Raw genomic sequence first — 22,765 nt, 5'->3', positions numbered from 1 at the left:
TACGTCCAGTACGAGGACTTCCGGCCGGCACACCGAGAGCACGCACCGGACGCCGCTCCTTGACGGGCAAACGTTGCCTGCCGCGGCACTAGACATGAACACGGTGCGTCCCTCGGCGGCCAACTCCCTGACCAGCGTACGGATCCAGCGCACGCCGTCCGGGTCCAGACCGTTGACCGGCTCGTCGAACAGGACGATGTCCGGTTCGCCGAGCAGCGCGGTCGCGATGCCGAGTCGCTGCCCCATGCCGAGCGAGAATCCGCCGGTACGCCGGCCTGCGGCGCTGTCCAGACCGGTCTGGGCGAGCACCTCGTCCACCCGGCGTCTGGGCAGCCTGTTGCTCTCGGCGACACACAGCAGGTGGTGATAGGCGGTGCGTCCAGGGTGCGCGGCCCTGGCCTCCAGCATCGCGCCCACCGTCCGCAGCGGATCGCGCAGTTCGCCGTACCGGCGTCCGTTCAGCAACACCTGTCCGCCGTCGGGGCGGTGCAGCCCGACCATGGCCCGCATCGTCGTCGACTTCCCGGCACCGTTCGGGCCGAGGAAGCCCGTGACGCGCCCGGGTTCGGCCCGGAAGGAGAGCCGGTCGACGGCGAGGGCCGTCCCGTACCGCTTCGTCAGATCCTGCACTTCGATCATGTCGACCAGACTGTCCCGGCCCTGCGCACGGCGCATCGGACCGCGGTCCACGGAACGACCGGGGATCCGACCCTGGTCGTATGTCCTCGGTCCGATGCGGTCCCCGACGGGCTGGATCTACCCTGGACCGGGTGTCGATCTCTGACCTGACCGTACGGTTCCCGCAGCGGCTCGGCCACCGCCAGTTGATCGGACTGGACGCGGCGGCCTCACTCGCGTATCTCACGTTCCTCGTACCGATCGTGATCGCCGGTGGGGGTGGTGCGGCACGGGTGCCCCTCTGGGCCCGGTGCGCGCTGGTCGCGGCGGCGGGGGTCCCGCTCGTGGTCCGTCGGCGGTGGCCCCGTCAGGTGTTCGTCCTCGTGTTGGCCGCCACCTTGTTCCAGGTGGTTCTCGGGATCGCCGTCGACCCCTTCGTCGCCGCGGCTTTCGCGCTGTATCCCCTGGCGCTGACGACCTCGTCGCAGCGCCTGGTCCCGACACCCGCGGTGGCCGTGTTCTGCGCGGCGGTCGTGCTGGCCGGAATCGTCGCGGGGTCGCCCCGTTCGTGGCAGAACGGGGCGGGGTTCCTCGTGGTCGGCGCCGCGATCCTCGGGGCGGTGTGGACCGCCGGCTTCGCGGTACGAGGACGGCGGACGCTGGCGCGGGTGGAGGCCGCACGGCGCGAGGAGCAGGCCGTGCACCGCGAACGCCTGCGGATCGCCCGCGAACTCCACGACGTCGTCACCCACAGCATGGGGCTCATCACCGTCAAGGCGAGCATCGCCAACCATCTCCTCGCGTCCCGTCCCGAGGAGGCGCACGACGCGCTCAAGGTGATCGAGACCGTCAGCAGGGAGGCCATGACGGAGATGCGCGGCATCCTGCGTGTCCTGCGTGTTCCTCCGGACGGCGAACCGGCCGATCTGGACCCGGCACCCGGCCTGTCCGACCTTCCGGCACTCGTACGGCGGGCCGAGCAAGCGGACGTCCGGATCGACCTTGTCATGAACCCGAACGTCCAGGTACCGGACGGGATCGGCCTGGCGGGCTATCGCATCGTGCAGGAGGCGCTCACCAATGTGCTGACCCATGCCGCTCCGACCCGCTGCACCGTCCGGATCGAGACGACCGCGGCCGAGTTGCGCCTGGAGGTCCGCGACGAGGGACCACCCGCCCGGGACCGAGTCCGACGCCGCACGAGGACGGGGGGCGGTCATGGCATCACCGGAATGTGCGAACGGGCCATGATGTACGGCGGCAGTCTCACCGCCGCCCCGCATCCCGACGGCGGATTCCAGGTGACCGCGTGCCTGCCGTTCCTGCCCTCCCGACCGAAGTCCCGGGAGTCCCTGTGACGACCTCCGCCGCGACCCGGATCCTGATCGCCGAGGACCAGGCCCTGCTGAGCGGCAGCTTCCGCATACTGGTCGACTCCGAACCGGATCTGACCACCGTGGGCGAGGCGAGCACCGGCGCGCAGGCCGTCGTCATGGCCCGCAGCGAACGCCCCGACCTCGTCCTCATGGACATCCGCATGCCCGAACTGGACGGCATCGAGGCCACCCGCCGTATCTGCGGATCACCGGTGACCGCCGACGTACGGGTCCTCATCCTCACCATGTTCGACATCGACGAGTACGTCTTCGACGGCCTGCGCGCCGGGGCCAGCGGCTTCCTGCTCAAGGACACCCCGCCCGCCGACCTCCTGACCGCCATCCGCGTCATCGCGGGCGGCGACGCACTGCTCGCCCCCGCCGTGACGCGCCGCCTGATCGCCGAGTTCTGCCGGCGCCCGGAAGGGCCGGCGTCCACGCCCAGTGGCCTCGACGGGGTCACCGACCGCGAACGCGAGGTGCTCCTGCTGATCGCCGGAGGCCTGTCGAACACGGAGATCTCCGACCGACTGCATCTGAGCCACGGCACGGTGAAAACCCATGTCGGTCGACTCCTGGCCAAACTGGAGGCGCGTGACCGTGCCCAACTCGTCATCGCCGCCTACGAATCCGGATTGGTCCGCCCGTCGGGCAGGGACGGTAAGGCGCATCAGGACGTCACCAGCCGAGCCCTGCCTCCCTGGCGCGGAGCGCCGCCTCGGTGAGACCGTTCACCCGCCAAGGCAAAGCCGCAAGCGGCGGCAGACGAGTCGGGCTGTACGCCGGGGAGAATCACCGCAACGCTATGACCTGCACAAACGTGCAGGGAGGACGTTTCCGTGGCTACCTTGACGGCTGCGCAGGGAGGCGCCTCGCGCCGGAGCGGTTCGGACGGGGGCTTCGTCGTTCTCGGAGAGGCCGGTTCTGGTGGCTACCGAGGCGGACGGCATCACCGCCGACATGGTGATCACCGAACTCAACCGGCGCGATGTACCGGTGGTCCGGTTCAACCCCGACGACATCGGCGAGGACCTCGCAGTTTCGGCTGGTGGCAGCCTCCGGGACGGGGTTGGGGATACCTCCAGGGCTGCCCGAGGCGGGACACTCACCGGAATCCGTACTAGAATCTGTACAGAATCAAGCCTCTATATGGGTACGGTGACAGCATGGAGATTCCTGAGGTCGTGACCGTCAGCGACGCGCGCGCACGACTGTCGCGGATCCTGACCGACCTGTCGGAGTCCGGCGCGGATGCCGACCCGGTCCTGATCGGCGCCCACCGCAAGCCCCAGGGCGTCCTCCTGTCAGTCGAGGCCTTCGAGGCGCTGAGCGGCCGCGCGGCACGACGTGCGGCCGTCGCCTCGGCCACCGGCTCCATCGAGGCCGAGGGGCTCCAGGCCTCCGAGGCCTCCGACCGCGACACCGAGGCGTACGTGAAGGGCGACCTCGACGTGGACACCCTTGTCGCCCGCGCGATCGCCCGCCACGGACAGACTTCGGAGCGGCGGGCAGGGTGAACGATCCGTACGCCATGCCGGGCGGCGTGCTGCGCAACAAGCTCGGCATCACCGACCATCAACTGCTCGCGGCAGCGGAGGCGGACATCACCCGTGCGCGCCTCGTCATGCTCGCCGAACGCCCCCTACCCGGCACGTACGACCTCGGCCATCTCCAAGCGTTCCATGCCGCGATCTTCGGTGACATCTATCCTTGGGCAGGCGAGTTACGCACCGTGAACATCGCCAAGCGCACACCGTTCTGCCCGGCGAGAAACCTGGTGCCCTACGCCGGAGAGGTATTCGGCCGTCTCGCCTCCTCCGGTCATCTTCGGGATCTCCCCCGGCAGGAATTCGTCATCCAACTGGCCACGTTGCACGGCGACCTGAACGTCCTCCACCCGTTCCGCGAGGGCAACGGCCGTGCCCAGCGGGCGTTCCTTGCCCAACTCAGCGCCGCCGCGGGATACGCCCTGAACTGGTCGGGCATGGACCCTCAACGCAACGAGGACGCCTCAGTGAAGAGCTTCCTCGGTGACAACAATCTGTTGGAGCAGCTACTCGACGAGCTGGTCACCACGAGCTGACGCCCATCACCCCGGCCGGCAAGGAAGCCCGGAACAGGGCGTCGCCCCTTGGGAACAGCCAGAGATCTTCAGGCGGGGAATCCGCCGTGGGTCAGGCCGCGCTGGGAGGAGAACCCGCTCCTCGCCGAGCACGAGCCCTGGTTCATGCTCACAGAGAAGCCGACGCAGGCCGAAAGGTCGCGACGACGGAGCGAGTTGCTGGAGGCGGGGCCCGTACGGCGCTACGTGCGGTGCGAGACGCGTGGCGCTCGCATCGGACGGTACTCCCCGCCCTCCCAGCGCCCTCACGCGTCGTCGGACCGCGCCGAGGACGTTCAGTACGGACCGGTCATTCAGCCTGTCCGGCTGGGGGTGCCTTGAGGTTGTGGGGCAGCTCGTCCAGCAGTGCCGTGTGGAAGACGGCGTTTTGTCTCCTCGCTCAAGGGGGCGAGGATGTCGTACGCGGTTGAGCGGTGGGCCATCGGCTCACCAGGCAGGGCGGATCGGTCCCGGCGGTGCAAGGAGTGTCAGGTCGGCGACGAGTTCGCTGAAGCGCGCCTCGCCCAGTACTTCTCGCCACGGTGCGACGGCAGCCCGGGCCGCCTGGTCGGCGGCGCGCGTGGCTGCCCAGCCGGTCTCGGTCAGTCCCAGGAGGCGGGCGCGGGCATCGTGCGGGTGTGGATGCCGCTCCACGTACCCCTTTCGGACCAGCTCCTCGACCAGCTGGGCGGCGGCCTGCTTGGTCACCCCCAGGTGCTCGGCCAGGGCGGCCGTGGTGGCGCCACCCACCGAGATGCGGGCGAAGGCGAAGCCGTGTGCAGGCCGTAGGTCCTCGAATCCCTGCTGGGACACGCTGGTGTGGATTTCCTGCACCAGCTGTCCGGAGAGTGCCAGCACGAGTGCGGAGAAAACCAGGGCGTCGTCCATGGGCTTGACTATAACTCGTCAAGCAGCTTGTCTATATAGACAAGAAACCTGTCTAGATGGAGGCCGCAGTATGCCGTTCATTCGCAGTGCCGATGCCGTCGTACACGAGATTCACGGTGGCCGTTTCGTTTCCTACGTCCGTCCGGACACCGGCAGCCGGGACCTCGCCGCCTGGCGCGTCGAGATTCCGGCCGCAATGGTGGGGCCGACCCACACGATCAGCGACGAGGAGACCTTCTACATCCTCTCCGGTCGTCTCCGACTCACCATCGACGGTGAGAGCGCCGAACTCCGCACAGGTGACGCGGCAGTGGCACCTGCCGGCTCCGAACTGGCGGTCGCCAACAGCACCGACCAGCCCGCCCACATGTGGGTCACCACACGTGTCGGGCTCACCGCCAAACTGGCTGACGGCAACACCATCACACCGCCCTGGGCTCACTAGGCCCGTACTTCGCAGGTCATCTATTCAGGTCTGTGGCCAGCGGGTTCGGGTGACTTCGACGCCGAGGAGTTCGAGGAGGTGGAGTTGGACGCCGCGGGTGATCTGGACGGTGGGCGGGTCGGTGACGTTGCCGATCCGCAGGGTGAGTTCGCCGAGGTGGTAGAGGATCATCCGGCCGGTGGGCCGCACCCGGCGGTTGTCCGGATAGAGGCCGACCATCGTGTGCTCGGGGCCCAGGGCTTGTCTGACCTGGCGTTCGATCAGGCAGAAGACCAGCAGGGCCAGGCAGATCACCTGGATCAGGGCGGCGACGCGGTGATTGTGCTGCACGAACAGCGGTGTGACGGCCAGGGGGCCCTTGAAGTCCGCGTACCGGCGTTCGACCGATCCCTGGCCCTTGTACTGGATCAGGACCTGGCCCGGGTCGGCCTGCTCGGGTGTCAGCGCGGTCAGCAGCGCGTACCAGCCGTCGGCCGCCGCCTCGGCCTGCAGGATGTCCTGGTCGAAGTGCCAGGCCAGGGTGGGCCGTCCGTCGTCGGCCGTGCCGATTTCGGTGCGCAGGCAGGAGGCGACCCGGCGGGTCTTGGTGATTACCCCGATCCGGGCGGTGATCTTCTCCGGGGTGTTGCAGTACCTGCCGCCGGCCCCGCGCCGGACTTTCTCCAGGTCCTCGGTGGCGCGGGCGAGGCGTTTGGCACGGGCGGCCTGCTGGCCTGCGGCGTTGCCGGTGGAGTGGACCAGGATCCGGCGCACGGTCAGGACCGGGTCGCGCTTGCGGGGAGCGGCCATCACATGGACGTCCTCCAGCACCCGGTAAACCTCCCGCCGGGCGGGGTCCCTGCCGGCGTCGCGGCCGGGGACCCAGTCGACCGGTGCGGCGGCTTCCAGGTCCAGGGCGGCGTAGACCTCGTCCTTGACCTGGGCTGCGGGGAGCGGGGCGATGAACGCCACCCCGGCCTCCAGCAGCGCGGCCACGTTCGGGTAGGACACCAGCTTGGAGTCGGCGACCAGCAGGAACTCCTGCTCGCCGGCCAGCTTCCGCAGGTCCTTCATCGCCCCGACGACCTGGGAGACCTCGGCCGCGCCGCCGCCGAAGACGCGGGCGTGGACCGGGATCCCGCCGTCGCCGGTGACCGCGAGCCCGGCCTGGACCTGCTTCAGGTCCACCCTGCGGTCCTTGGGACGCCCGTGCTTGATCACCGGGTACTGCTCGTCCTGGTCCTCGACGGGGTAGGCGCCGTGGACGGACATCGAGGTCATGTCCCAGTGCAGCCGGGAGACGTCGATGCCGAACTCGGTGATCGCCCGGGCCCCGACCGTGCCCGCGATCTGCTCCAGCCGGGGAGCGATCGCGTCCAGAGCCCGGGCCAGGCGGTCGTCGTTGAGCTGGCCGGACTCGATACCGAGCACCTCCTCGACCGCCCAGGTGCGGCCCCAGTCGGCGACCCGCATCAACGGCGCCGGCGAGGTCAGCCGGTTCGCCACCAGCGCCTCGATCACCTGGCCATGCGTCAGGTGAGCGCTCGCACCACCGGGGCACAGCTCGTCGACGATCCCCGCCACGTCAAGGCGGCGCAGAAACTCGGCAGCGACAGGCAGAGCGCCCAGACGCTTCTCCACCACAGACGTCACCACGCACTCAAGGCGCTGACGCTGGGACCGAGGCCGCGGGGACCGGGAAGTCATCGACACACCCAAGTAACGCCCACAACCCCGCCCCGGACACCGCCGAGCCCTCTACTCCATCCGATTCAACGACCTGCGAAGTACGGGACTAGCCGTTCGTGGCACCAGCGCGTCACACGGGCCTCGGTCTCGACGGGAGCTCGCAAAGCTCGGGCATATCGAGAGGTCACCATGCAGCGGGCTCGCACCACCAACGTCAACGAGCAAGCACGGCCTGGGGTAGTGGCGGTCACGCAGGTGCGAGCGCTTCGCTCTTCGCTCTTCGCTTCTCAAGCCAGGCTTCGTGTAGGAATCCGTCCGATGCCCACGCGACCACCACCACGAGTACGGGGACTGCACGCCGCTCTACGCGGAGGTCTCAAGGAACCCGGTTCGCCGGAGGCGTCGCAGCCCCCGTACTCGAACAACCCGCTGGAGCGACAACCGCTCTGTGTGGGCCGCTGAGAACGAATTAGGTTCGCCGGATTGGGTCAGGCGGCGGATGAGCCACGGCACCTGGGCCTACGGCAAGGACTCCTACACCGTGTCGGGGCCCGGGACGCCCACATCGTCAGGGTTCTGGACAACGGAAACGGGACCTTCGACATCGTGGCGCGAGACCTGAGCGATCCCGGCGACGCGACGCAGAATTACGTCGACAAGCAGATCCTGTGCTGCCCGAGTTGACCGCACCCGCCCGCAACTCGAGTCAGTGATACAGCCCCGTGTCACCCACCCGGCCGCGGTGACGTGCCAGGCCTGGCCCGGGGGCGTCTCGGGCCGGCTGTGGCCTCCTGCCGGCGATAGGCGCTGGGGGCGATTCCGAACTCGCGCCGGAAGGCGGAGGAGAAGGCGAACTCCGAGGTGTATCCGACCTGTTGTGCCACCGAGCTCAGCGGCTCCTCCGTCTTTCGAAGCCGCTCTGCCGCGGTGTTCATGCGGACCCAGGTCAGATGGCCGAGCGGCGGTCGGCCGACGAGGTCGGTGAACCTGCGGGCGAACGCGGAACGGGACAGGTCAGCCACCGCGCCCAGCCTCTCCACCGTCCATGGTTCCCCCGGGTAGTTGTGCATGGAGCACAACACCCTGCTGATCGCCCGGTCGTTGAGCGCCGGACCCCAGCCCGTACCCGCGCCGTGTTCTCGGTACCACCAGCGCAGGACGTACACCAGCAGGGTGTCCAGCAACGTGCCGATCGCCAAGTCGGAACCCATGTCAGGGTGCTCCAACTCATGGCACAGCGAGTCCAGGACCGCCCTCAGGGAAGGTTCCTGCTGCAGCCGCGCCGGGAGATATATGGCCTCCGGCAGGTCGTTGAGCAACGGGTGGCACAGACTCCGATCGAAGGGGAACATCCCACTGAGCACAACCGTGGAAGCCGTCTGACCTGCATCCGCGCTCTCTCCCAGGACGAGAGTGCGCGGTTCGGCCGAGAACTCCTGCCGCGTACCCGCCGATCTCTCCGCAGCGGGTACGTCGGGGCCGTCGGCCACGCCGTGTTCGACCCCGCCGGGGAGCAGAGCGATACATCCGGCGCCGAGTGGGATCTTGTCGTCGGCGTTGGGCATCAGGACGGCGGAGCCTTGCAGGACCAGGTGGAACGCCGCCCCCGGGACAGACTGGAATCGCTGCCCCCATGCACCACGCGCCTCAATGCGTACCCACCGCGGCCGACCGGATCGCATCGCGGCGGTGACCTGGCTGAGGAGATCCATCGCAGCAGTGTAGCGGTGCGGTCAGAACAGCAGCTCTGCGAGACGCATGCGTATGGATGGCGGACTGTGACGCATGGAACCTCTCAATCGATCTACGTACGCTGCAATTCTGTGGCGCCGGGGGCCCGTCTCCCACTTCGAACAGAGAGCGGCTATTCATGATCAAGGTCGGAATTGTCATCGCCAGTACCCGTCCGGGACGCGTCGGGGAGGACGTGGGCCGGTGGGTGCTCGACGTCGCCGAGCGGCATGGCGGCGCGGACTACGAGTTGGTCGACCTCAAGGACTACGACCTGCCGCACCTCGACGAGCCCGTGCCCGCCCTGATAGGCGGTTACAGCCAGCCGCACACGCGTCGCTGGGCCGAGAAGGTCAGCTCCCTGGACGCCTTCGTGTTTGTCACGCCCGAGTACAACCACAGTGTCCCGGGAGTGTTGAAGAACGCTCTCGACTTCCTGTACTCGGAGTGGAACGACAAGTCCGCGGGCTTCGTCGGCTACGGAATGGAGGGCGCCGGCCGCGCGATTGCACATCTGCGCAACACCATGGCCGCCATCGGCATCGCCGATGTACGCCATCACGCCGCCCTGCTGATGCACCACGACTTCGTCGACTTCAAGGAGCTCAAGCCGCAGCCCCACCAGGAGGACGCGGTGATCGCGATGCTTGACGACGTCGTCTCCTGGGGTACCGCCATGCGGACGGTGCGCGACAACTGACCACGCTCGACGCCTGGATGCCCCGGCAGGTTCCTGCCGGGGCATCCAGGCGTCGGTCATTGGCAGGTATCACCCCGGCGGACGGCGAAATCGCCGACCCTTGTGGAGTACCGCGATCTCGCGCGACCAGCGCGCCGCCCGGCTGCTGTTCCTGACCGCGGAAGGCCGGACGGGGCGGGCGGAGACCGGACCACTCGGCGTGTGAACCGTCGGATCCAGCACCGATCGCCGCCACGGGCAACCCGCTGTGCGGGCGGCTGAGTTCAGCCCCTGAGGGACGGATCCGGTTGCGTGGTGAGGGCCTGGAAATAGACGGCCTCCGGCTGCGCTCCGCCCAGGGCCGGCCCGCCCTCGAAGAGGACGAGGGGCACCGAGCTGATGCCGAGCGTGCGCACTCTGTCCAGTTCGGCGCGCAGGGCGGTGCCTCCGCCCTCACTGCGTACAACGCCGATCTCGTCGGCCAGCCGGGCGAGGGTGTGCGGATCACCGATGTTCGATCCATCCGTCAGGTAGGCGCGGAAGAGCCGCTCCGCCATGGCCTCACCCAGGCCCTGCCCGGCCGCATCGGCGAGCAGCCGGTGCGCCTCGAACGTGTTGGTGTACACGGCCCGTTCGAAGACATCTTCACTAGGACGCCGTCCAGTTGTAGAAACGGGTGGCCATCGCGTCGGCCGGCGAGCGCCAGGTGGCCGGGTCGTAGGCCTCGACGTAGGGCTTCAGGTCCTGGCTGATCCGGACGAAGCGATCCTCCGTCTTGGCCTCCTCGATGAGCGCACCGCCGTTGTCCGAGTCGAACTCCTGCAGGTGGAAGTACAGGCCTCGGAAGGAGAACAGCTGGCGACGCCGGGTTCCCATGCGGTGTGGCATGTCGGAGGCGTCGAACTCACCGAAGAGCTTGGCTACTTCGACGCTCGACGCGGCATCCATCCGCGCCACGATCAGGGTGCTGTGCATACTTCTTCTCTCATCCTTGGTCGAAGGGGCAGGGTGCGGGCCACGCATCTACAGCGCGCGTCCCGTCGAGTGGCTGCCGAACCAGCGCTCAAGGGCCATCGGCAGGTCGTGATGGGTACCCGGCGCAGCCCAGACGACATGGCCGTCGGGGCGGACCAGCACGGCCGCTGTGCCGTACAGCGGACTGCCCTCGGAGAGCCCGTGCGGCGTCGCGGTCACGATGTCCACCCGGTGCGCCCAGGCGGCGGCCCGGTCGCGGAGCCTGACGTTGTCCTCCAGATCGAGCAGTACGCCCCGGCCGGGATGCAGCAGTTCGGTGCTGCTGGTCTTGCGGGTACCGGCGATCAGCTCCAGATGCGGCATGCGCCGACCCAGCAACGGGTGACCACCGGCACCCACGTCATAGGAGATTTCCAGTCCGCTCACCATGCCCGCGAGGTGGCGGCTGACGTCCTTGTACCCGATGAGTTCGGTGACGACGTCACGCAGCGGCTGCACCTCCGGGCCGCTGAGGAACAGCAGTCCCTGGGCGCGGGTGTTCATCAGCAGCCGCTGACCGACCGGGTGCCGCTCTTCGTGGTAGGTGTCCAACAGGTCCCGCGCCGCCCATCCGTTGACGACGGCGGCCAGCTTCCAGCCCAGGTTCACGGCGTCCTGGATGCTGGTGTTCATGCCTTGCCCATCGGCCGGCAGGTGGATGTGTGCGGAGTCGCCGGCCAGCAGGACGCGGCCACGCCGGTACTCGGTCACCTGGCGGGTGGCATCGCCGAACGAGCTGACCCACTCGGGCTCACCGTGCGAGATGTCGGTGCCGGTGAGGCGCTTCCAGGCGGCTGCGACCTCCTCGTAGGTGGGCGGCACGGCCCGCCGCTGGGGCGGGGTACCACGTTCGCAGACGATGAGGCGGGTGATGCCACCGGGCAGTGGGCCGACCATCACCATGCCGCCGGGCAGTGTTTCGCCGATCATCCGGGGCTCGAGGTCGAGGCCTTTGACGTCGGCGAGGAACATCTCCAGTGTCGCGGGCGAGCCCGGGAAGTCGAAGCCGCCGGTCTTGCGCACGCGGCTGCGCCCCCCGTCGCAGCCCACCAGGTAGCCGGTGTGCAACGTGTGAATGCCGCTTGGACCGCGGACCTCGACCTCGACGCCGTCGCCGTGGTCCGTGAAGGAGAGGAGTTCATGGCTCCGCCGGATGTCCACGCCCAACTCGCCGGCCCAGTCCTCGAGCTTGGTCTCCGTGGCGGACTGCGGCACAGTCTTGGCTGCCTGCCAAGCGCCCTCCAGCACCCCGAAATCGACTGGCAGACCACCGAAGTGGCCCTGGGTGCTGGTCTCGATCTCGCCGAACCTGGGCAGTAGGCCCCGCTGGTCGAAGACTTCCATGGTGCGCGCGGTGAAGCCCAGCCCACGAGATTGCCCGGTCCGTTCGGCGAGCTTCTCCAGCACGATGACTTCGACTCCCGCGAGCCGAAGCTCACCAGCGAGCATGAGCCCTGCCGGGCCGGCTCCGGCGACGATTACCGCAGCGTCCATATACCTCTCCTTAGCGGGGTCAGAAATGCGAATCCGTGAAGGGGAAACAACGGTTCTTCGAACCGCTCGACCAGGGCGTTCGGCCGTTCGCCAAGGCTCGCGCGAGCGCCGTCGAGGACTCCCCGCTCAAGTTCGAAGACCCGGAATAACGCGACTACCGCAGCAACGTCGAATGCAGCAAAAACGCGGAAACTCGTTAAAGCTCATCGAATGCCATGGAAAATCTTCTTCGCTTCGGAATCCCGCGTCAAGAGGACCCTATTCAGATCCCTGTCAGAGAATGTCAGGAGACTTGAGAAAGGACAGTTCGAGGCCATCACAATGTCAGAAAACTGCAAAGCCGCGTGTCTGGAGATCTTCAAACTCGATTCGTCAACAGGATTCGGTGGCCGACCTGCTCGGCAGTTCGCCCGTAATGTCCTCGGCCCGATCGAGGTGGGCCGTCGCGTGACGCCGCGGGAGCGCTGGGTTCCACGGGGCAGCGCCCTGCCGTCAGGGGACAGCCGGGAGGGCGGTGAGCCGCTGCCGGCAGGTGGTGAACGCCCAGGCCCAGGGCCAGGTCGCGCCGATACGCGGCCATCGGCGTCGGGCGTGGTCGGCGAGGCGGGCGGGCAGGCAGGGCCGGCAGCCGCACCCACGCGTCGAGGTCACTCGCGAGGTCTGCGGCGAGCATCCAGCCGCAGTTCACTTCCGCGGGTGGGCCTGACGCGGCACACGATCAGCCGCATGCTCTCCGGCCGCTCCTGCCGGGTGTTCAGCCCGGTCAGCTCGGCGACGAGGTAACCCTCCTGGAGGCTGCCGTCCGGGTGAGCACCGTGATGCGGTCGGCCACTGTGTTCGCCCCGGCATACCCCGGCCGCAGGCACAGAACCGTCCCGGGTAGTCCGCAGCCCGCACCGGAAGTAGGCCGACGGCGAGGGACCGAAGGCGGTGTCGTGCAGGCCCAGCCCGCAGGGGGCCTGCCGTAGACGGTCAATCCGGAATCATCAACTCCGGCAGCGCGACGGCCAACGCCGGGCATTCAGCGGAATTGTTCCAGCAGAACAGGCTGGTCGAGGGCCGTCGCCTGCGCCTTCTGGCAGTGCATCAGTTCTGCCGGAGCCCCGGCCCGTCGGAGCCTGAGACGGCGCTGAGATGTTCAGCGACCTTCCGGGAGTGCGGTCGGATACTCCGAGGAGATCGCCAAGGCGAAACCGCGAGTAGCGGCAGACGAGTCGGGCTGTACGCCGGGTTCTGTCGCCCGGGTGCCTTGCGGCGGCCCGGGGAGACGGCCATCCATCTAGGGCCGGCGTTGCCGCCGGCCTCGTGCGGTCTACCCGTGGACTCGGGCGGGCAGCCCTCGGACGTCCACGCAGAAACACCGGGGTGTTTCCTTTTGACCTTGCTCCGGGTGGGGTTTACCTAGCTGCCCAGGTCGCCCTGGGCACTGGTGGTCTCTTACACCACCGTTTCACCCTTACCGAGGACCGAGGTCCCCGGCGGTTTGTTTTCTGTGGCACTGTCCCGCGGGTCACCCCGGGTGGCCGTTAGCCATCACCCTGCCCTGTGGAGCCCGGACGTTCCTCGGGAAGCCCCCTAAGGGGACTCCACGCGGCCGTCCGCCCGGCTCGTCTGCCGTGTCGACCATGTTACCGGGCGGGTGCCCTTGCCAGGACCGCCCGCCGTCGCCAGCACCGAACCCGCCAGGATCAGGAGGAACGCGGCCACGATTCCTGCCGTCAGGCGCTCGTCGAGGAAGATCGCCCCGACCGCCACCGCCACCGCCGGGTTGACGTACGTGATGACCGTCGAGCGGGTCGGGCCGATCTCCTTGATGAGTTCGAGGAAGGCGACGAAGGCGACCGCCGTGCAGACGGCCCCGAGGGCCGCGAGGGAGGCGAGGACCTCCGTCGACGGGAGTGCGGACGGCCATGACGCCGCCGCCGCGGGGGCGTAGACCAGGGCGGTCAGGGTCAGGCAGGGGGCGATCAGTTGGAGGGTGGGGACGTCTTTGAGGCGGCGGGCGGCTATCAGGGGGGCCGTGGCGTAGCCGACGACCGTCAGCAGCACCTCGCCCAGCGACTTCACGTCCCCTCCCGTCAGGTGCGGGACGGTGAGGACGCCGACGCCGGCCAGACCGAGGGCCAGCCCGGTGATCCGCCGGGCGCCCAGTACCTCCGTGTCGCCGAAGCAGCGGGCCGCCAGGACGCCGACGATCGGGACGCCCGCGATCAGCAGGCCGGCGGTGGAGCTCGACAGGTGCCGCTCGGCGTCCGTCAGGGTGAACCAGGGGCCCATGATCTCGATGCACGCGAAGGCCAGCATGGGCGCCCAGTGCGCCCGGACGGTGCGGATCAGACCGCCCTGGCGGATCGCGAAGGGCAACAGGAGCAGCGCGCCCAGCGCACAGCGCGTGAACACCACCATGGACGGGGAGAGGTCCTCCACCGCCACCTTGATCAGCAGATAGGGGATGCCCCAGACCACTCCCATCAGGGAGAACAGAAACCAGCCGCGTGCAGTCATACGGCCATGCTCGCCGCTTCAGCGAAGCCCGTCTTGAACGCTGTTGCGGTACGCCGCCGGGGTCACGCCCAGCACGCGGCGGAACCAGCGGGTCAGATGGGCCTGGTCCGCGAAGCCGACCAGGGTCGCCACCTCGGCCGGGCGCAGTCCGGCTTCCAGCAGGCCGCGGGCGCGGGCCACCCGGTGCTGGGCGAGCCAGGCATACGGCGGTATCCCCATCGTCGTACGGAACGCCCGCAGGAGCTGGTAGCGGGACAGGCCCAGGTCGGCGGCCATATCGGCGAGGGAGGGCGGCTCGACCAGTTCGTCGGCCAGCCGGTCCCGCACGGTGAGGGCGATACGGCCGACGCCGGGGACGGTGTCGGTGTCCCCGCGAGCCGTGGAGTGGCGGCGGACCAGGGCCGTCAGCAGCCAGGGGAAGCGGGACTCGGCCTCCAGGGGGTCGGGGCAGGCGGCCAGTTCCGTGTGGGCGCGGCGTAGGGCGGCGGCCAGTTCCGGGTCGTCGACGACGGCGTCGCGGAAGTGTGGGACGCCGGTGCCGAGGGTGCCGTCGGTGAGCAGGCCGGGGGCCGCGTAGAGCGCGCGGTAGGCGTAGCCGTCGGTGTCGTTGCCGGGGCCGCCGGTGTGCATCTCGCCCGGGGCCAGGACGACGATGGCGCCCGGGCCGCTGCGGATGTGGCCGCCGCGGTAGTCGATGATCTCGGAACCTCCGACGCAGACGCCGACGGTGAACTCGTCGTGGGCGTGCGGGGCGTAGACGTGCTTGTCGAAACGGGCGGTCAGCAGGTCGAGGGGCGGGCCGCAGCGGCCCAGCCGGGCTCTCGTCCACAACGCCTGTTCACGACTCACGCGCCGATCCCCCTCATATTCCGCCGACCCCTTCGTGCCACTGGGAGTGCAACGCTTTCCGGCCGCGGTTCCATGCCGCTGGGCGTTGGACGTCAGGCTCCCGCTCCGAACACCCCCTCCAGCGCGTCGAAGGCTGCCTCCAGGCGCGCCCGGTGTCCGTCCACGAGCGTCGCCGCCCGCTCCCCCGCCAGCATGCGGCGCGCGGTGGCGACGTACACCGCGCGGTACGCCGCGACCGTCACGGCGGCCGCCAGGTACGGGTCGGGAAGTTCGGGGGCGGTCTCCGCGAGGGCCTGCGCCAACGCCTCCTCCACCTCCTCGACCCCCTCGCGGGCTCGGGCCCGCAGGGCCGGCGACTCGACGACGATCCGCCAGAAGTGCGCGAAGTCGTCGTCGAGCCCGCCCAACGGGTGCCGCTGCCCCAGGAGTCGGAGCGCGAGGACGCGGAGCGCGGCGAGCGGGCTCTCGTCGGGGCCGCGTCGGCGTACCGCCTCCGTGAACAGTTCGACGGCCTCGGGGATGCGGTCGAGGAAGAGGTCCTCCTTGCGCGGGAAGTAGTTGAAGACGGTCATCGCGGACACCTCGGCCACCCGGGCGATCTCCGTGACGGTCACCTCGTCGAAGCCGCGCTCCACGAACAGGCCCGTCGCCACGTTCGAGATCCGCTGCCGCGTGGCCTGCTTCTTGCGCTCCCGAAGGGACGGTTCCGCTTTCTTTTCCTCCACCATGAGGAAAACTATAGCGGCAACAAACTTTTAGTGACTAAAGTGAAAGGCATGACGGATGACGTGGTGCCGGATGACGGCGTGCCGGATGACGGTGTGACGGAGTACGACGTGGTGGTGGCCGGGGCCGGGCCGGTCGGGCTGATGCTGGCCTGCGAGCTGGCGCTCGGCGGGGCGCGGACGCTGGTCGTCGAGCGGCTGGCCGAGGTGGACGAGACGATCAAGGCCGGCGGGATCAACACACCGACGGCCGTCGCCCTCTACCGGCGCGGACTGCTGCCCGCGCTCTCGGAGGTGCAGGAGGCGGCGATGAACCGGTTCCGGGAGTTCCGGGAGTCCTATGAGTTCCGGAAGTCGCGGGGCGGCGAGCCGATCGCGGCGGCCGTGCCTCCGCCCAGGTTCGCCGGGCACTTCGCCGGGATCATGCTCAGCGCCGAACTGCTGGACGAGTCGGACCCGGCCTTCGCGGACCTCGGCCCGGCCGACGGCATCGGCCTGATCCCGCAGGCCACGCTGGAGCGGCTGCTCGGCGAGCGCGCCCGGGAGCTCGGCGTGGAGGTACGCCGACAGGTCGAGCTGACCGGCTTCGACACCCACGAAGGCGGCGCCCACGAAGGCGACGGCACCGAGGACGGTGACGGCGGTGGCGTCACCGTACGTCTCTCTCGTCTCGGGGACGTGCGCGCGGGCTGGCTCGTCGGATGCGACGGCGGCCGCAGCACCGTGCGCAAGCTCGCCGGGTTCGGCTTCCCGGGCACGCCCCCGGAGATCACCGGCTACCAGGCGATCGCGGACCTGACCGGCGTCGAAGGGCTGCAGGGCGGCTGGAACACGACGGAGTCCGGGACGTACGCCTTCGGTCCGATGCCCGGCCGCATCCTGACCGTGGAGTTCGACGGACCGCCCGCCGACCGCGAAACGCCCGTCACCGCCGAGGAGTTGCAGGCCAGTGTGCGCCGCGTGACCGGAGTGGACGTCACGGTGGGCGAGGTGCGCTCGCTGACCCGGTTCACCGACAACTGCCGCCAGGCGAGCACCTATCGGGCAGGCCGGGTGCTGCTCGCGGGCGACGCGGCGCATGTGCACTCGCCGTTCGGCGGACAGGGTCTCAACCTCGGCATCGGGGACGCGATGAACCTCGGCTGGAAGCTCGCGGCGGTGGTGCGCGGGGACGCCCCCGAGGGGCTGCTCGACTCCTACACGGACGAACGCCGTCCGATCGGCGCCTGGGTGCTGGAGTGGACGCGGGCCCAGATCGCGCTGATGCGCCCCGAGTCGCACGCGCGCGCCCTGCGCGAGGTGGTGACCGGCATGGCGGGAACCGTCGGCGGCACCACCTACCTCGTCAAGAAGATCTCCGGTGTCTGGCAGCACTACGACCTGCCCGGCGGCTATCCGCTGGTCGGCCGCAGCGCGCCCGACCTGGAGCTCGCCGACGGCACCCGGCTCGCCGACCGTCTGCACGGCGGCCGCGCCCTGCTGCTCGACCTGGCCGACGACCCGAAGCTGCGGGCCCGCGCGGAGGGCCACGGCGACCGGGTGGACGTCCGCACGACCGTCGCCCCCGGCCACCCGGAGCTGGCGGCGCTGCTCGTCCGGCCGGACGGATACGTGGCATGGGCGGCGGCGACCGACGGCACGCAGGACACGGGCGACGGTCCCGAGGACACGCTCGACGCGGCCCTGGAGCGCTGGTTCGGCGCGCCCGTCTCCTGACCGCCGCGTCGGAACCGTCGTCGCGGCCGTCAGGCGGGCGCGAACCGCACCTTCCGCGTCGCCGGGTCGGCCTGGGTCAGCCGGACCCTCAGCCGTTCCCCCAGGGGGAGGTGGTCGCCCTCGATCCGGCCGACGACCGCCGGGGACTCCAGCTGGACGGTTCCGACGGACGGGCGGCGCTCCTCCACGTCCACCACGCAGCCGTCGAAGACCTCGCCGAGGCGGTCCTTCAACAGGGCGGCCTCGACGATGTCGACGCAGCCCCGCTCGACGGCGTTCGCGCGCCGCCCGCCCGCCGCCATCTCCTTCGGCAGGGCGTCGAGCGCGGCGAGCACCCATTCGGGCGGGGGCTCGTCCGCGACGGCGGCCAGGCACAGCTCGGTGGCGTAGCGGTCGGCGAGGCGGCGGAGCGGGGCCGTGCAGTGGGTGTACGCGGCGGCGACGGCGGCATGGGTCGTGATGTCGGGGAGCCTGCCGTCGCGGAAGACGGTGTAGCCGACGCCCCGCAGCAGGGTCGTGCACTCCTGGAGGAAGGCCGCGTGGCGAGGCTCGTGCGGGTCCAGGGAGCGGACGAGCTGCGCGTACGAGACATGGTGCGGCCAGTCGATGCGCAGGGCGTGCGCGGTGCGGCGCAGCCGGCCGACATCCCCCACTCTCGACTTCGCTCGAGCGGGGGGACCCCCATCGTCGGGAGCGGCGGGCAGCGTGCGCAGGACGCCCGTGCCCGAGGCCAGCATCAGGTCGGCCGCGGCCATCCCGGTGAGGAGGGAGAGCTGCGCGTTCCAGCCGTCGGCGGGGAGCGGGGCGCGGTAGGTCAGTTCGTAGCCGTCGGCGCGCTCGACGATCTCCTGCTCGGGCACGTCGAGGGAGATCCCGCCCCGCTCGACCTCCAGGCCCTCCCGCAACTTCCCCACCACGGGGAGGAGTCGGAGCGATTCCTCGGCGGTCCCGTCGTCGATCCGGCGCTGTACGCCCGCGTAGTCGAGCTTGGCGCGGCTGCGGACCAGGGCGCGCCGGACGTCGACGGCGACGGTACGGCCGTCCGCGTCGAGGTCGATCGTCCACAGGGCGGCGGGGCGGACCTGGCCCGGCAGAAGGCTGGCGGCCCCCTCGCTCAGCACGGCCGGGTGCAGCGGAACCCTGCCGTCCGGGAAGTACAGGGTGTTGACCCGGCGGTGTGCCTCGGCGTCCAGAGCTCCGCCGGGGACGACGAACGCGGCGACGTCGGCGATGGCGTACCGGACGCGGTGGCCGGCGCCCTGCCGGGAGAGATGCAGCGCCTGGTCGAGGTCGGTGGAGGCGGGCGGGTCGATGGTGACGAAGGGGATGTCCGTGGCGTCGTAGGACGGGGCGGGGAGGGCCGGGGTCCGCGCGGCGCGCTCCGCCTCGGCCAGCGCCTCGGGCGGGAAGTCGCCGGGCGCGCCGAGCTCGGTGCGCAGTGCGGTGAGGGCGGCCCGGAGGGGAGTTTCGGGGGCGCCGGTCACGCGGATGTGGCGGCGGGGCATGCAACGAGCGTAGGACCGGGGCGGCCTGGCGGCACGCCGTACGCTGTCGCAGCACAGTTTTACGTTCTGCCCAGTTCTACGTGCTGCCCAGTTCTACGTGCTGCACAGATTTACGTGCTGCACAGATTTACATGCTGCACAGATTTACGTTCTACCGAAGTCCGAAGGAGATTTTCCGTGCTGGTCCTGCTGCCGCCCTCCGAAGGCAAGGCGTCCTCCGGACGTGGCGCCCCGCTCAAGCCGGAGGCGCTCTCCCTGCCGGGGATCGGCACCGCCCGCGAGGCGGTCCTCGACGAGCTGGTCGAGCTGTGCGCGGCCGACGAGGACAAGGCGCGCGAGGTGCTCGGACTGAGCGAGGGGCTGCGCGGCGAGATCGCGAAGAACACGGAGTTGCGCACGGCGGGCACCCGGCCGGCCGGGGAGATCTACACGGGGGTCCTGTACGACGCCCTCGGCCTGGCCACCCTCGACGCGGCGGCGAAGAAGCGCGCCGCCAGGTCGCTGCTCGTGTTCTCGGGGCTGTGGGGCGCCGTCCGGGTGACGGACCGGATCCCGTCGTACCGCTGCTCGATGGGTGTACGGCTGCCGGGGCTGGGGGCGCTGGGCGCGCACTGGCGGGCGCCGATGGCGTCCGTGCTGCCCGAGGTGGCCGGCGACGGGCTGGTGCTCGACCTGCGGTCGGCGGCGTACGCGGCCGCGTGGAAGCCGAAGGGCGAGGTCGCGGGGCGGACGGCGAGCGTACGGGTGCTGCACGCGCCGACCCGGAAGGTCGTCAGCCACTTCAACAAGGCGACCAAGGGGCGGATCGTACGGAGCCTGCTGACGGCGGGGATCGCCCCCAAGGGTCCGGCGGAGCTGGTGGAGGCGTTGCGGGACCTCGGGTACGTGGTGGAGGAGCAGGCGCCGACGCGGACGGGGACGGCCTGGACGCTGGATGTGCTGGTGGACGAGGTGCACTGAGGTGCGCTGAGGTGCGCTGAGGTGCGCTGAGGTGCACTGAGGTCCACGGACCGTCCTGCGACACGACACCACACCGCTATTGCAACATGTGCAACGTCCTTTGCGCGGGCTGCACACCAGGGGCAGGATGAGGCGCATGACCTCACCTCTGCCCTCCCCTTCGGCTGCCCCGGATGCCTCGGCCGGCTCGGTACTGGATCTGGCTCCCGTCGTGCCCGTGGTGGTCGTCGAGGACGCCGCCGACGCCGTGCCGCTGGCGCGGGCGCTGGTGGCGGGCGGGCTGACCGCGATCGAGGTGACCCTGCGGACGCCCGCCGCGCTCGACGCGATCCGGGAGATCTCCGGGGCGGTCCCGGAGGCGGTCGTCGGGGCCGGGACGGTGATCGCACCGGAGCAGGTGACGGCGTGCGCGGCGGCCGGGGCGCGGTTCCTGGTGAGCCCCGGCTGGACGGACGTCCTGCTGACGGCGCTGCGCGCGTCCGGGCTGCCGTTCCTGCCCGGGGTGTCGACCACGTCGGAGGTCGTGGCGCTGCTGGAGCGCGGGGTCCGGGAGATGAAGTTCTTCCCGGCGCAGGCGGCGGGCGGCACGGCCTATCTGCGGTCGCTCGCCGGGCCGCTCCCGCAGGCGCGTTTCTGCCCGACGGGCGGGATCGGCCCGGACAACGCGCCGGAGTACCTGGCCCTGCCCAACGTCGCCTGCGTGGGCGGGAGTTGGATGATTCCGGCGGACGCGCTCGCGGCCCGGGACTGGTCGCGCGTCGAGGAGCTCGCGCGGGGTGCCGCGTCCCTCAGGGCCGCAGGTGGGACGTCTCGTTGAACAGGCGGACGCTGGCGTTGCCGTCCGCGTAGTAGGCCACCGCCGACAGCGAGGCCGCCGACAGCTCCATGCGGAACAGGGACTCGGGCGGAGCGCCCAGGGCGAGCCGGACGAACGTCTTGATCGGGGTCACGTGGGTGACCAGCAGGACCGTGCGGCCCGCGTACTCCGCGACCAGCCGGTCGCGGGTGGCCGCGATCCGGGTCGCGGTCGCCGCGAAGCTCTCACCGCCGCCGGTCGGCTCGGCCTCCGGGTCGGCGAGCCAGGCGTTCAGGTCCTCCGGGTGGCGCTCGCGGACCTCGCCGAAGGTCAGCCCCTCCCACGCCCCGAAGTCCGTCTCGATCAGCCCGTCGTCGACGGTGACCTCCAGCCCGAGGCGGTCGGCGACGGCGCCGGCGGTCTGCCGGGTCCGGGCGAGCGGGGAGGCGAGGATGTGCTGGACGGTCCCGCGCCGGGCCAGCGCGGCGGCGACCCGCTCGGCCTGCTCCCTGCCGACGTCCGAGAGCGAAGGATCGGTGCCCCCGCTCCCGGAGAACCGCTTCTGCGGCGTGAGCGGAGTCTCCCCGTGCCGCAGCAGCACAAAGGTCGCCGGCGCCCCGAGGTCAGGCGCGGCGCCCCAGCCGACAGAGGGGCTGGAGGACGCGGGGACGGCAACGGCGTGGGCAGCCCGGCGGTCGGCATCGCGCTTCACATCGCCGCCCCGCACGTCGCCCGCCGGGCCGGCGCCACCCGCGGCGGAGTCGGCGACCGGGCCGCTCGCGGCCGACCCGCCCGTACCCGTACCGGACCCGGCGGCCGACCCGCCCGTACCCGAGCCCGTACCCGACCCGGCGGCCCCAGCCTTCGCCGCGTCGCCGCCCGTCGCCGCCTGAGCGCCCATCGCCGAGTCACCATCCGTCACCAAGTCGGCGGCCCTCGCCGCGCTGTCGCCCGCGGCCACTCCGCTGCCCGTGCCCGTGCCCGTGCCCGTGCCCGACATGACAGCCGTCGCCACGTTGCCGCCGCCGGCGGACCCGACAGCCGTGCCGCCCGCGGCCGACTCGGCAGGCGTCGTCGATCCGGCGGCGGTCGCCGACCCTGCGGCCGTCGCCCGCCTCACGCCCGTCGCGACGGCCGGGCGGGCCGAGGCCAAGGCCTCGCGGGCCCGCGCCGCTCCCGCGGTGGCGTCGCCGGGTGGGCCGGACGGCTCCGGGGCCGACGCCGCGGGGCGGGCCTTCAGCGCCGCCCGGGACGCTTCGGCGTCCCATTGTTCGCCCCGCTTGCCCGCGTCCATCGCCTCGTTCGCCAGGCGGTCGGCGTGTTTGTTCTGCTCGCGCGGGATCCACTCGTAGGTGACCTGCGCGCGCGGCAGGATCCGCGCCGCCTCCGCCGCGAGGGGCTTCATGTCGGGGTGCTTGATCTTCCATCGGCCGGACATCTGCTCGACGACCAGCTTGGAGTCCATGCGCACGCGCACCGCGGCCGACGGGTCGAGTTCACGGGCGGCACGGAGGCCGGCCAGCAGCCCCCGGTACTCGGCGACGTTGTTCGTGGCGACGCCGATGTACTCGGCGCGCTCCACGAGCGTCTCCCCCGTCGCCGCGTCGATCACCACGCTGCCGTAGCCCGCGGGCCCCGGGTTGCCCCGCGACCCGCCGTCGGCCTCGACGATGAACTCCCGCACGCCTCAGACCC

At 70.6% G+C, this 22,765-nt stretch carries 20 protein-coding genes, 1 other RNA gene and 1 pseudogene; 9 read left to right on the top strand and 13 right to left on the bottom strand.

Annotated elements, in window-relative coordinates; translation table 11 throughout:
* On the bottom strand, positions 1 to 639 hold a 639-nt coding region (locus AB0J04_RS26860), incomplete at its 3' end, for an ATP-binding cassette domain-containing protein (protein WP_363171112.1).
* A gap of 131 nt (positions 640 to 770) precedes the next feature.
* Here AB0J04_RS26860 and AB0J04_RS26855 point away from each other — a divergent pair.
* From AB0J04_RS26855 to AB0J04_RS26840, 4 genes are all read left to right on the top strand, one after another.
* Complete coding sequence (locus tag AB0J04_RS26855; RefSeq protein ID WP_363171111.1) at positions 771 to 1,976, top strand: histidine kinase; 1,206 nt, start codon at positions 771 to 773, stop codon at positions 1,974 to 1,976.
* Positions 1,973 to 2,719 carry a response regulator transcription factor gene (locus AB0J04_RS26850; protein ID WP_363171110.1) on the top strand — a complete coding sequence of 249 codons (747 nt, stop codon included), beginning with the start codon at positions 1,973 to 1,975 and terminating at the stop codon, positions 2,717 to 2,719. Before AB0J04_RS26855 ends, AB0J04_RS26850 begins: the two co-directional genes overlap by 4 nt.
* A gap of 441 nt (positions 2,720 to 3,160) precedes the next feature.
* A complete protein-coding gene (locus AB0J04_RS26845) occupies positions 3,161 to 3,511 on the top strand; it encodes a type II toxin-antitoxin system Phd/YefM family antitoxin (RefSeq protein WP_363171109.1) in 351 nt (116 codons plus the stop codon).
* A gap of 26 nt (positions 3,512 to 3,537) precedes the next feature.
* Positions 3,538 to 4,077 carry a Fic family protein gene (locus AB0J04_RS26840; RefSeq protein WP_363171108.1) on the top strand — a complete coding sequence of 180 codons (540 nt, stop codon included), beginning with the start codon at positions 3,538 to 3,540 and terminating at the stop codon, positions 4,075 to 4,077.
* Positions 4,078 to 4,542: 465 nt separating this feature from the next.
* On the opposite strand, the gene AB0J04_RS26835 is transcribed toward AB0J04_RS26840, so the two are convergent.
* Positions 4,543 to 4,983 (bottom strand): MarR family winged helix-turn-helix transcriptional regulator, encoded by a 441-nt coding sequence (locus AB0J04_RS26835; protein ID WP_363171107.1) that lies wholly within the window; start codon positions 4,981 to 4,983, stop codon positions 4,543 to 4,545.
* 70 nt (positions 4,984 to 5,053) lie between these two features.
* Between AB0J04_RS26835 and AB0J04_RS26830 the strand changes: the two genes are divergently transcribed.
* Positions 5,054 to 5,428, top strand: coding sequence for a cupin domain-containing protein (locus AB0J04_RS26830; protein WP_363171106.1), 375 nt, complete (start codon positions 5,054 to 5,056; stop codon positions 5,426 to 5,428).
* Between the two features lie 24 nt (positions 5,429 to 5,452).
* Here the strand turns inward: AB0J04_RS26830 and AB0J04_RS26825 are convergent, their stop codons facing one another.
* Positions 5,453 to 7,051 (bottom strand): IS1634 family transposase, encoded by a 1,599-nt coding sequence (locus AB0J04_RS26825; RefSeq protein ID WP_363171105.1) that lies wholly within the window; start codon positions 7,049 to 7,051, stop codon positions 5,453 to 5,455.
* Positions 7,052 to 7,821: 770 nt separating this feature from the next.
* A complete protein-coding gene (locus AB0J04_RS26820; protein ID WP_363171104.1) occupies positions 7,822 to 8,808 on the bottom strand; it encodes an AraC family transcriptional regulator in 987 nt (328 codons plus the stop codon).
* Positions 8,809 to 8,966: 158 nt separating this feature from the next.
* On the opposite strand from AB0J04_RS26820, the gene AB0J04_RS26815 reads away from it, so the two are divergent.
* Positions 8,967 to 9,527 (top strand): NAD(P)H-dependent oxidoreductase, encoded by a 561-nt coding sequence (locus AB0J04_RS26815; protein WP_330291455.1) that lies wholly within the window; start codon positions 8,967 to 8,969, stop codon positions 9,525 to 9,527.
* A gap of 263 nt (positions 9,528 to 9,790) precedes the next feature.
* Here AB0J04_RS26815 and AB0J04_RS26810 read toward each other — a convergent pair whose 3' ends face one another.
* The 7 genes and pseudogenes from AB0J04_RS26810 to AB0J04_RS26780 all read right to left on the bottom strand — a co-directional run bounded on the left by AB0J04_RS26810 (position 9,791) and on the right by AB0J04_RS26780 (position 16,096).
* Positions 9,791 to 10,132 carry a DsbA family protein gene (locus AB0J04_RS26810; RefSeq protein WP_363171103.1) on the bottom strand — a complete coding sequence of 114 codons (342 nt, stop codon included), beginning with the start codon at positions 10,130 to 10,132 and terminating at the stop codon, positions 9,791 to 9,793.
* A 22-nt stretch (positions 10,133 to 10,154) separates the two neighbouring features.
* On the bottom strand, positions 10,155 to 10,481 hold the full coding sequence (locus AB0J04_RS26805; protein ID WP_363171102.1) for a TcmI family type II polyketide cyclase: 327 nt from the start codon (positions 10,479 to 10,481) through the stop codon (positions 10,155 to 10,157).
* A gap of 48 nt (positions 10,482 to 10,529) precedes the next feature.
* Positions 10,530 to 12,014, bottom strand: a complete 1,485-nt coding sequence (locus AB0J04_RS26800; protein ID WP_363171101.1) for an FAD-dependent monooxygenase — start codon at positions 12,012 to 12,014, stop codon at positions 10,530 to 10,532.
* Positions 12,015 to 13,220: 1,206 nt separating this feature from the next.
* Positions 13,221 to 13,624, bottom strand: an RNA gene (gene rnpB / locus AB0J04_RS26795) — RNase P RNA component class A.
* A 115-nt stretch (positions 13,625 to 13,739) separates the two neighbouring features.
* Positions 13,740 to 14,486: pseudogene (locus AB0J04_RS26790) on the bottom strand (DMT family transporter); the annotation flags it as partial.
* Positions 14,487 to 14,537: 51 nt separating this feature from the next.
* Entirely contained in the window at positions 14,538 to 15,368 is an 831-nt protein-coding gene (locus tag AB0J04_RS26785; protein ID WP_363171100.1) for an AraC family transcriptional regulator, read from the bottom strand.
* Positions 15,369 to 15,460: 92 nt separating this feature from the next.
* On the bottom strand, positions 15,461 to 16,096 hold the full coding sequence (locus AB0J04_RS26780; protein ID WP_363171099.1) for a TetR/AcrR family transcriptional regulator: 636 nt from the start codon (positions 16,094 to 16,096) through the stop codon (positions 15,461 to 15,463).
* A 48-nt stretch (positions 16,097 to 16,144) separates the two neighbouring features.
* Between AB0J04_RS26780 and AB0J04_RS26775 the strand changes: the two genes are divergently transcribed.
* Positions 16,145 to 17,809: an FAD-dependent oxidoreductase gene (locus AB0J04_RS26775; protein ID WP_363171098.1), complete on the top strand. Its 1,665-nt coding sequence runs from the start codon at positions 16,145 to 16,147 to the stop codon at positions 17,807 to 17,809.
* A 29-nt stretch (positions 17,810 to 17,838) separates the two neighbouring features.
* Here the strand turns inward: AB0J04_RS26775 and AB0J04_RS26770 are convergent, their stop codons facing one another.
* A complete protein-coding gene (locus AB0J04_RS26770; protein ID WP_363171097.1) occupies positions 17,839 to 19,314 on the bottom strand; it encodes an RNB domain-containing ribonuclease in 1,476 nt (491 codons plus the stop codon).
* Between the two features lie 177 nt (positions 19,315 to 19,491).
* On the opposite strand from AB0J04_RS26770, the gene yaaA reads away from it, so the two are divergent.
* Together yaaA and eda are read left to right on the top strand one after the other, a co-directional pair.
* Entirely contained in the window at positions 19,492 to 20,274 is a 783-nt protein-coding gene (yaaA, locus tag AB0J04_RS26765; RefSeq protein WP_363171096.1) for a peroxide stress protein YaaA, read from the top strand.
* A 136-nt stretch (positions 20,275 to 20,410) separates the two neighbouring features.
* The gene (gene eda, locus AB0J04_RS26760) at positions 20,411 to 21,091 is read left to right on the top strand and encodes a bifunctional 4-hydroxy-2-oxoglutarate aldolase/2-dehydro-3-deoxy-phosphogluconate aldolase (protein WP_363171095.1); all 681 of its coding nucleotides are present in this window, start codon (positions 20,411 to 20,413) and stop codon (positions 21,089 to 21,091) included.
* On the opposite strand, the gene AB0J04_RS26755 is transcribed toward eda, so the two are convergent.
* Positions 21,063 to 22,754, bottom strand: a complete 1,692-nt coding sequence (locus tag AB0J04_RS26755; protein ID WP_363171094.1) for a bifunctional RNase H/acid phosphatase — start codon at positions 22,752 to 22,754, stop codon at positions 21,063 to 21,065. The genes eda and AB0J04_RS26755 overlap by 29 nt on opposite strands.
* Between the last annotated feature and the right edge of the window lie 11 nt (positions 22,755 to 22,765).

It is taken from the genome of Streptomyces sp. NPDC050263 (assembly GCF_040655955.1).
Classification (GTDB): domain Bacteria; phylum Actinomycetota; class Actinomycetes; order Streptomycetales; family Streptomycetaceae; genus Streptomyces.
The sequence above is the reverse complement of the archived record's forward strand: the minus strand, read 5'-3'. Positions and strand labels throughout refer to the sequence as shown.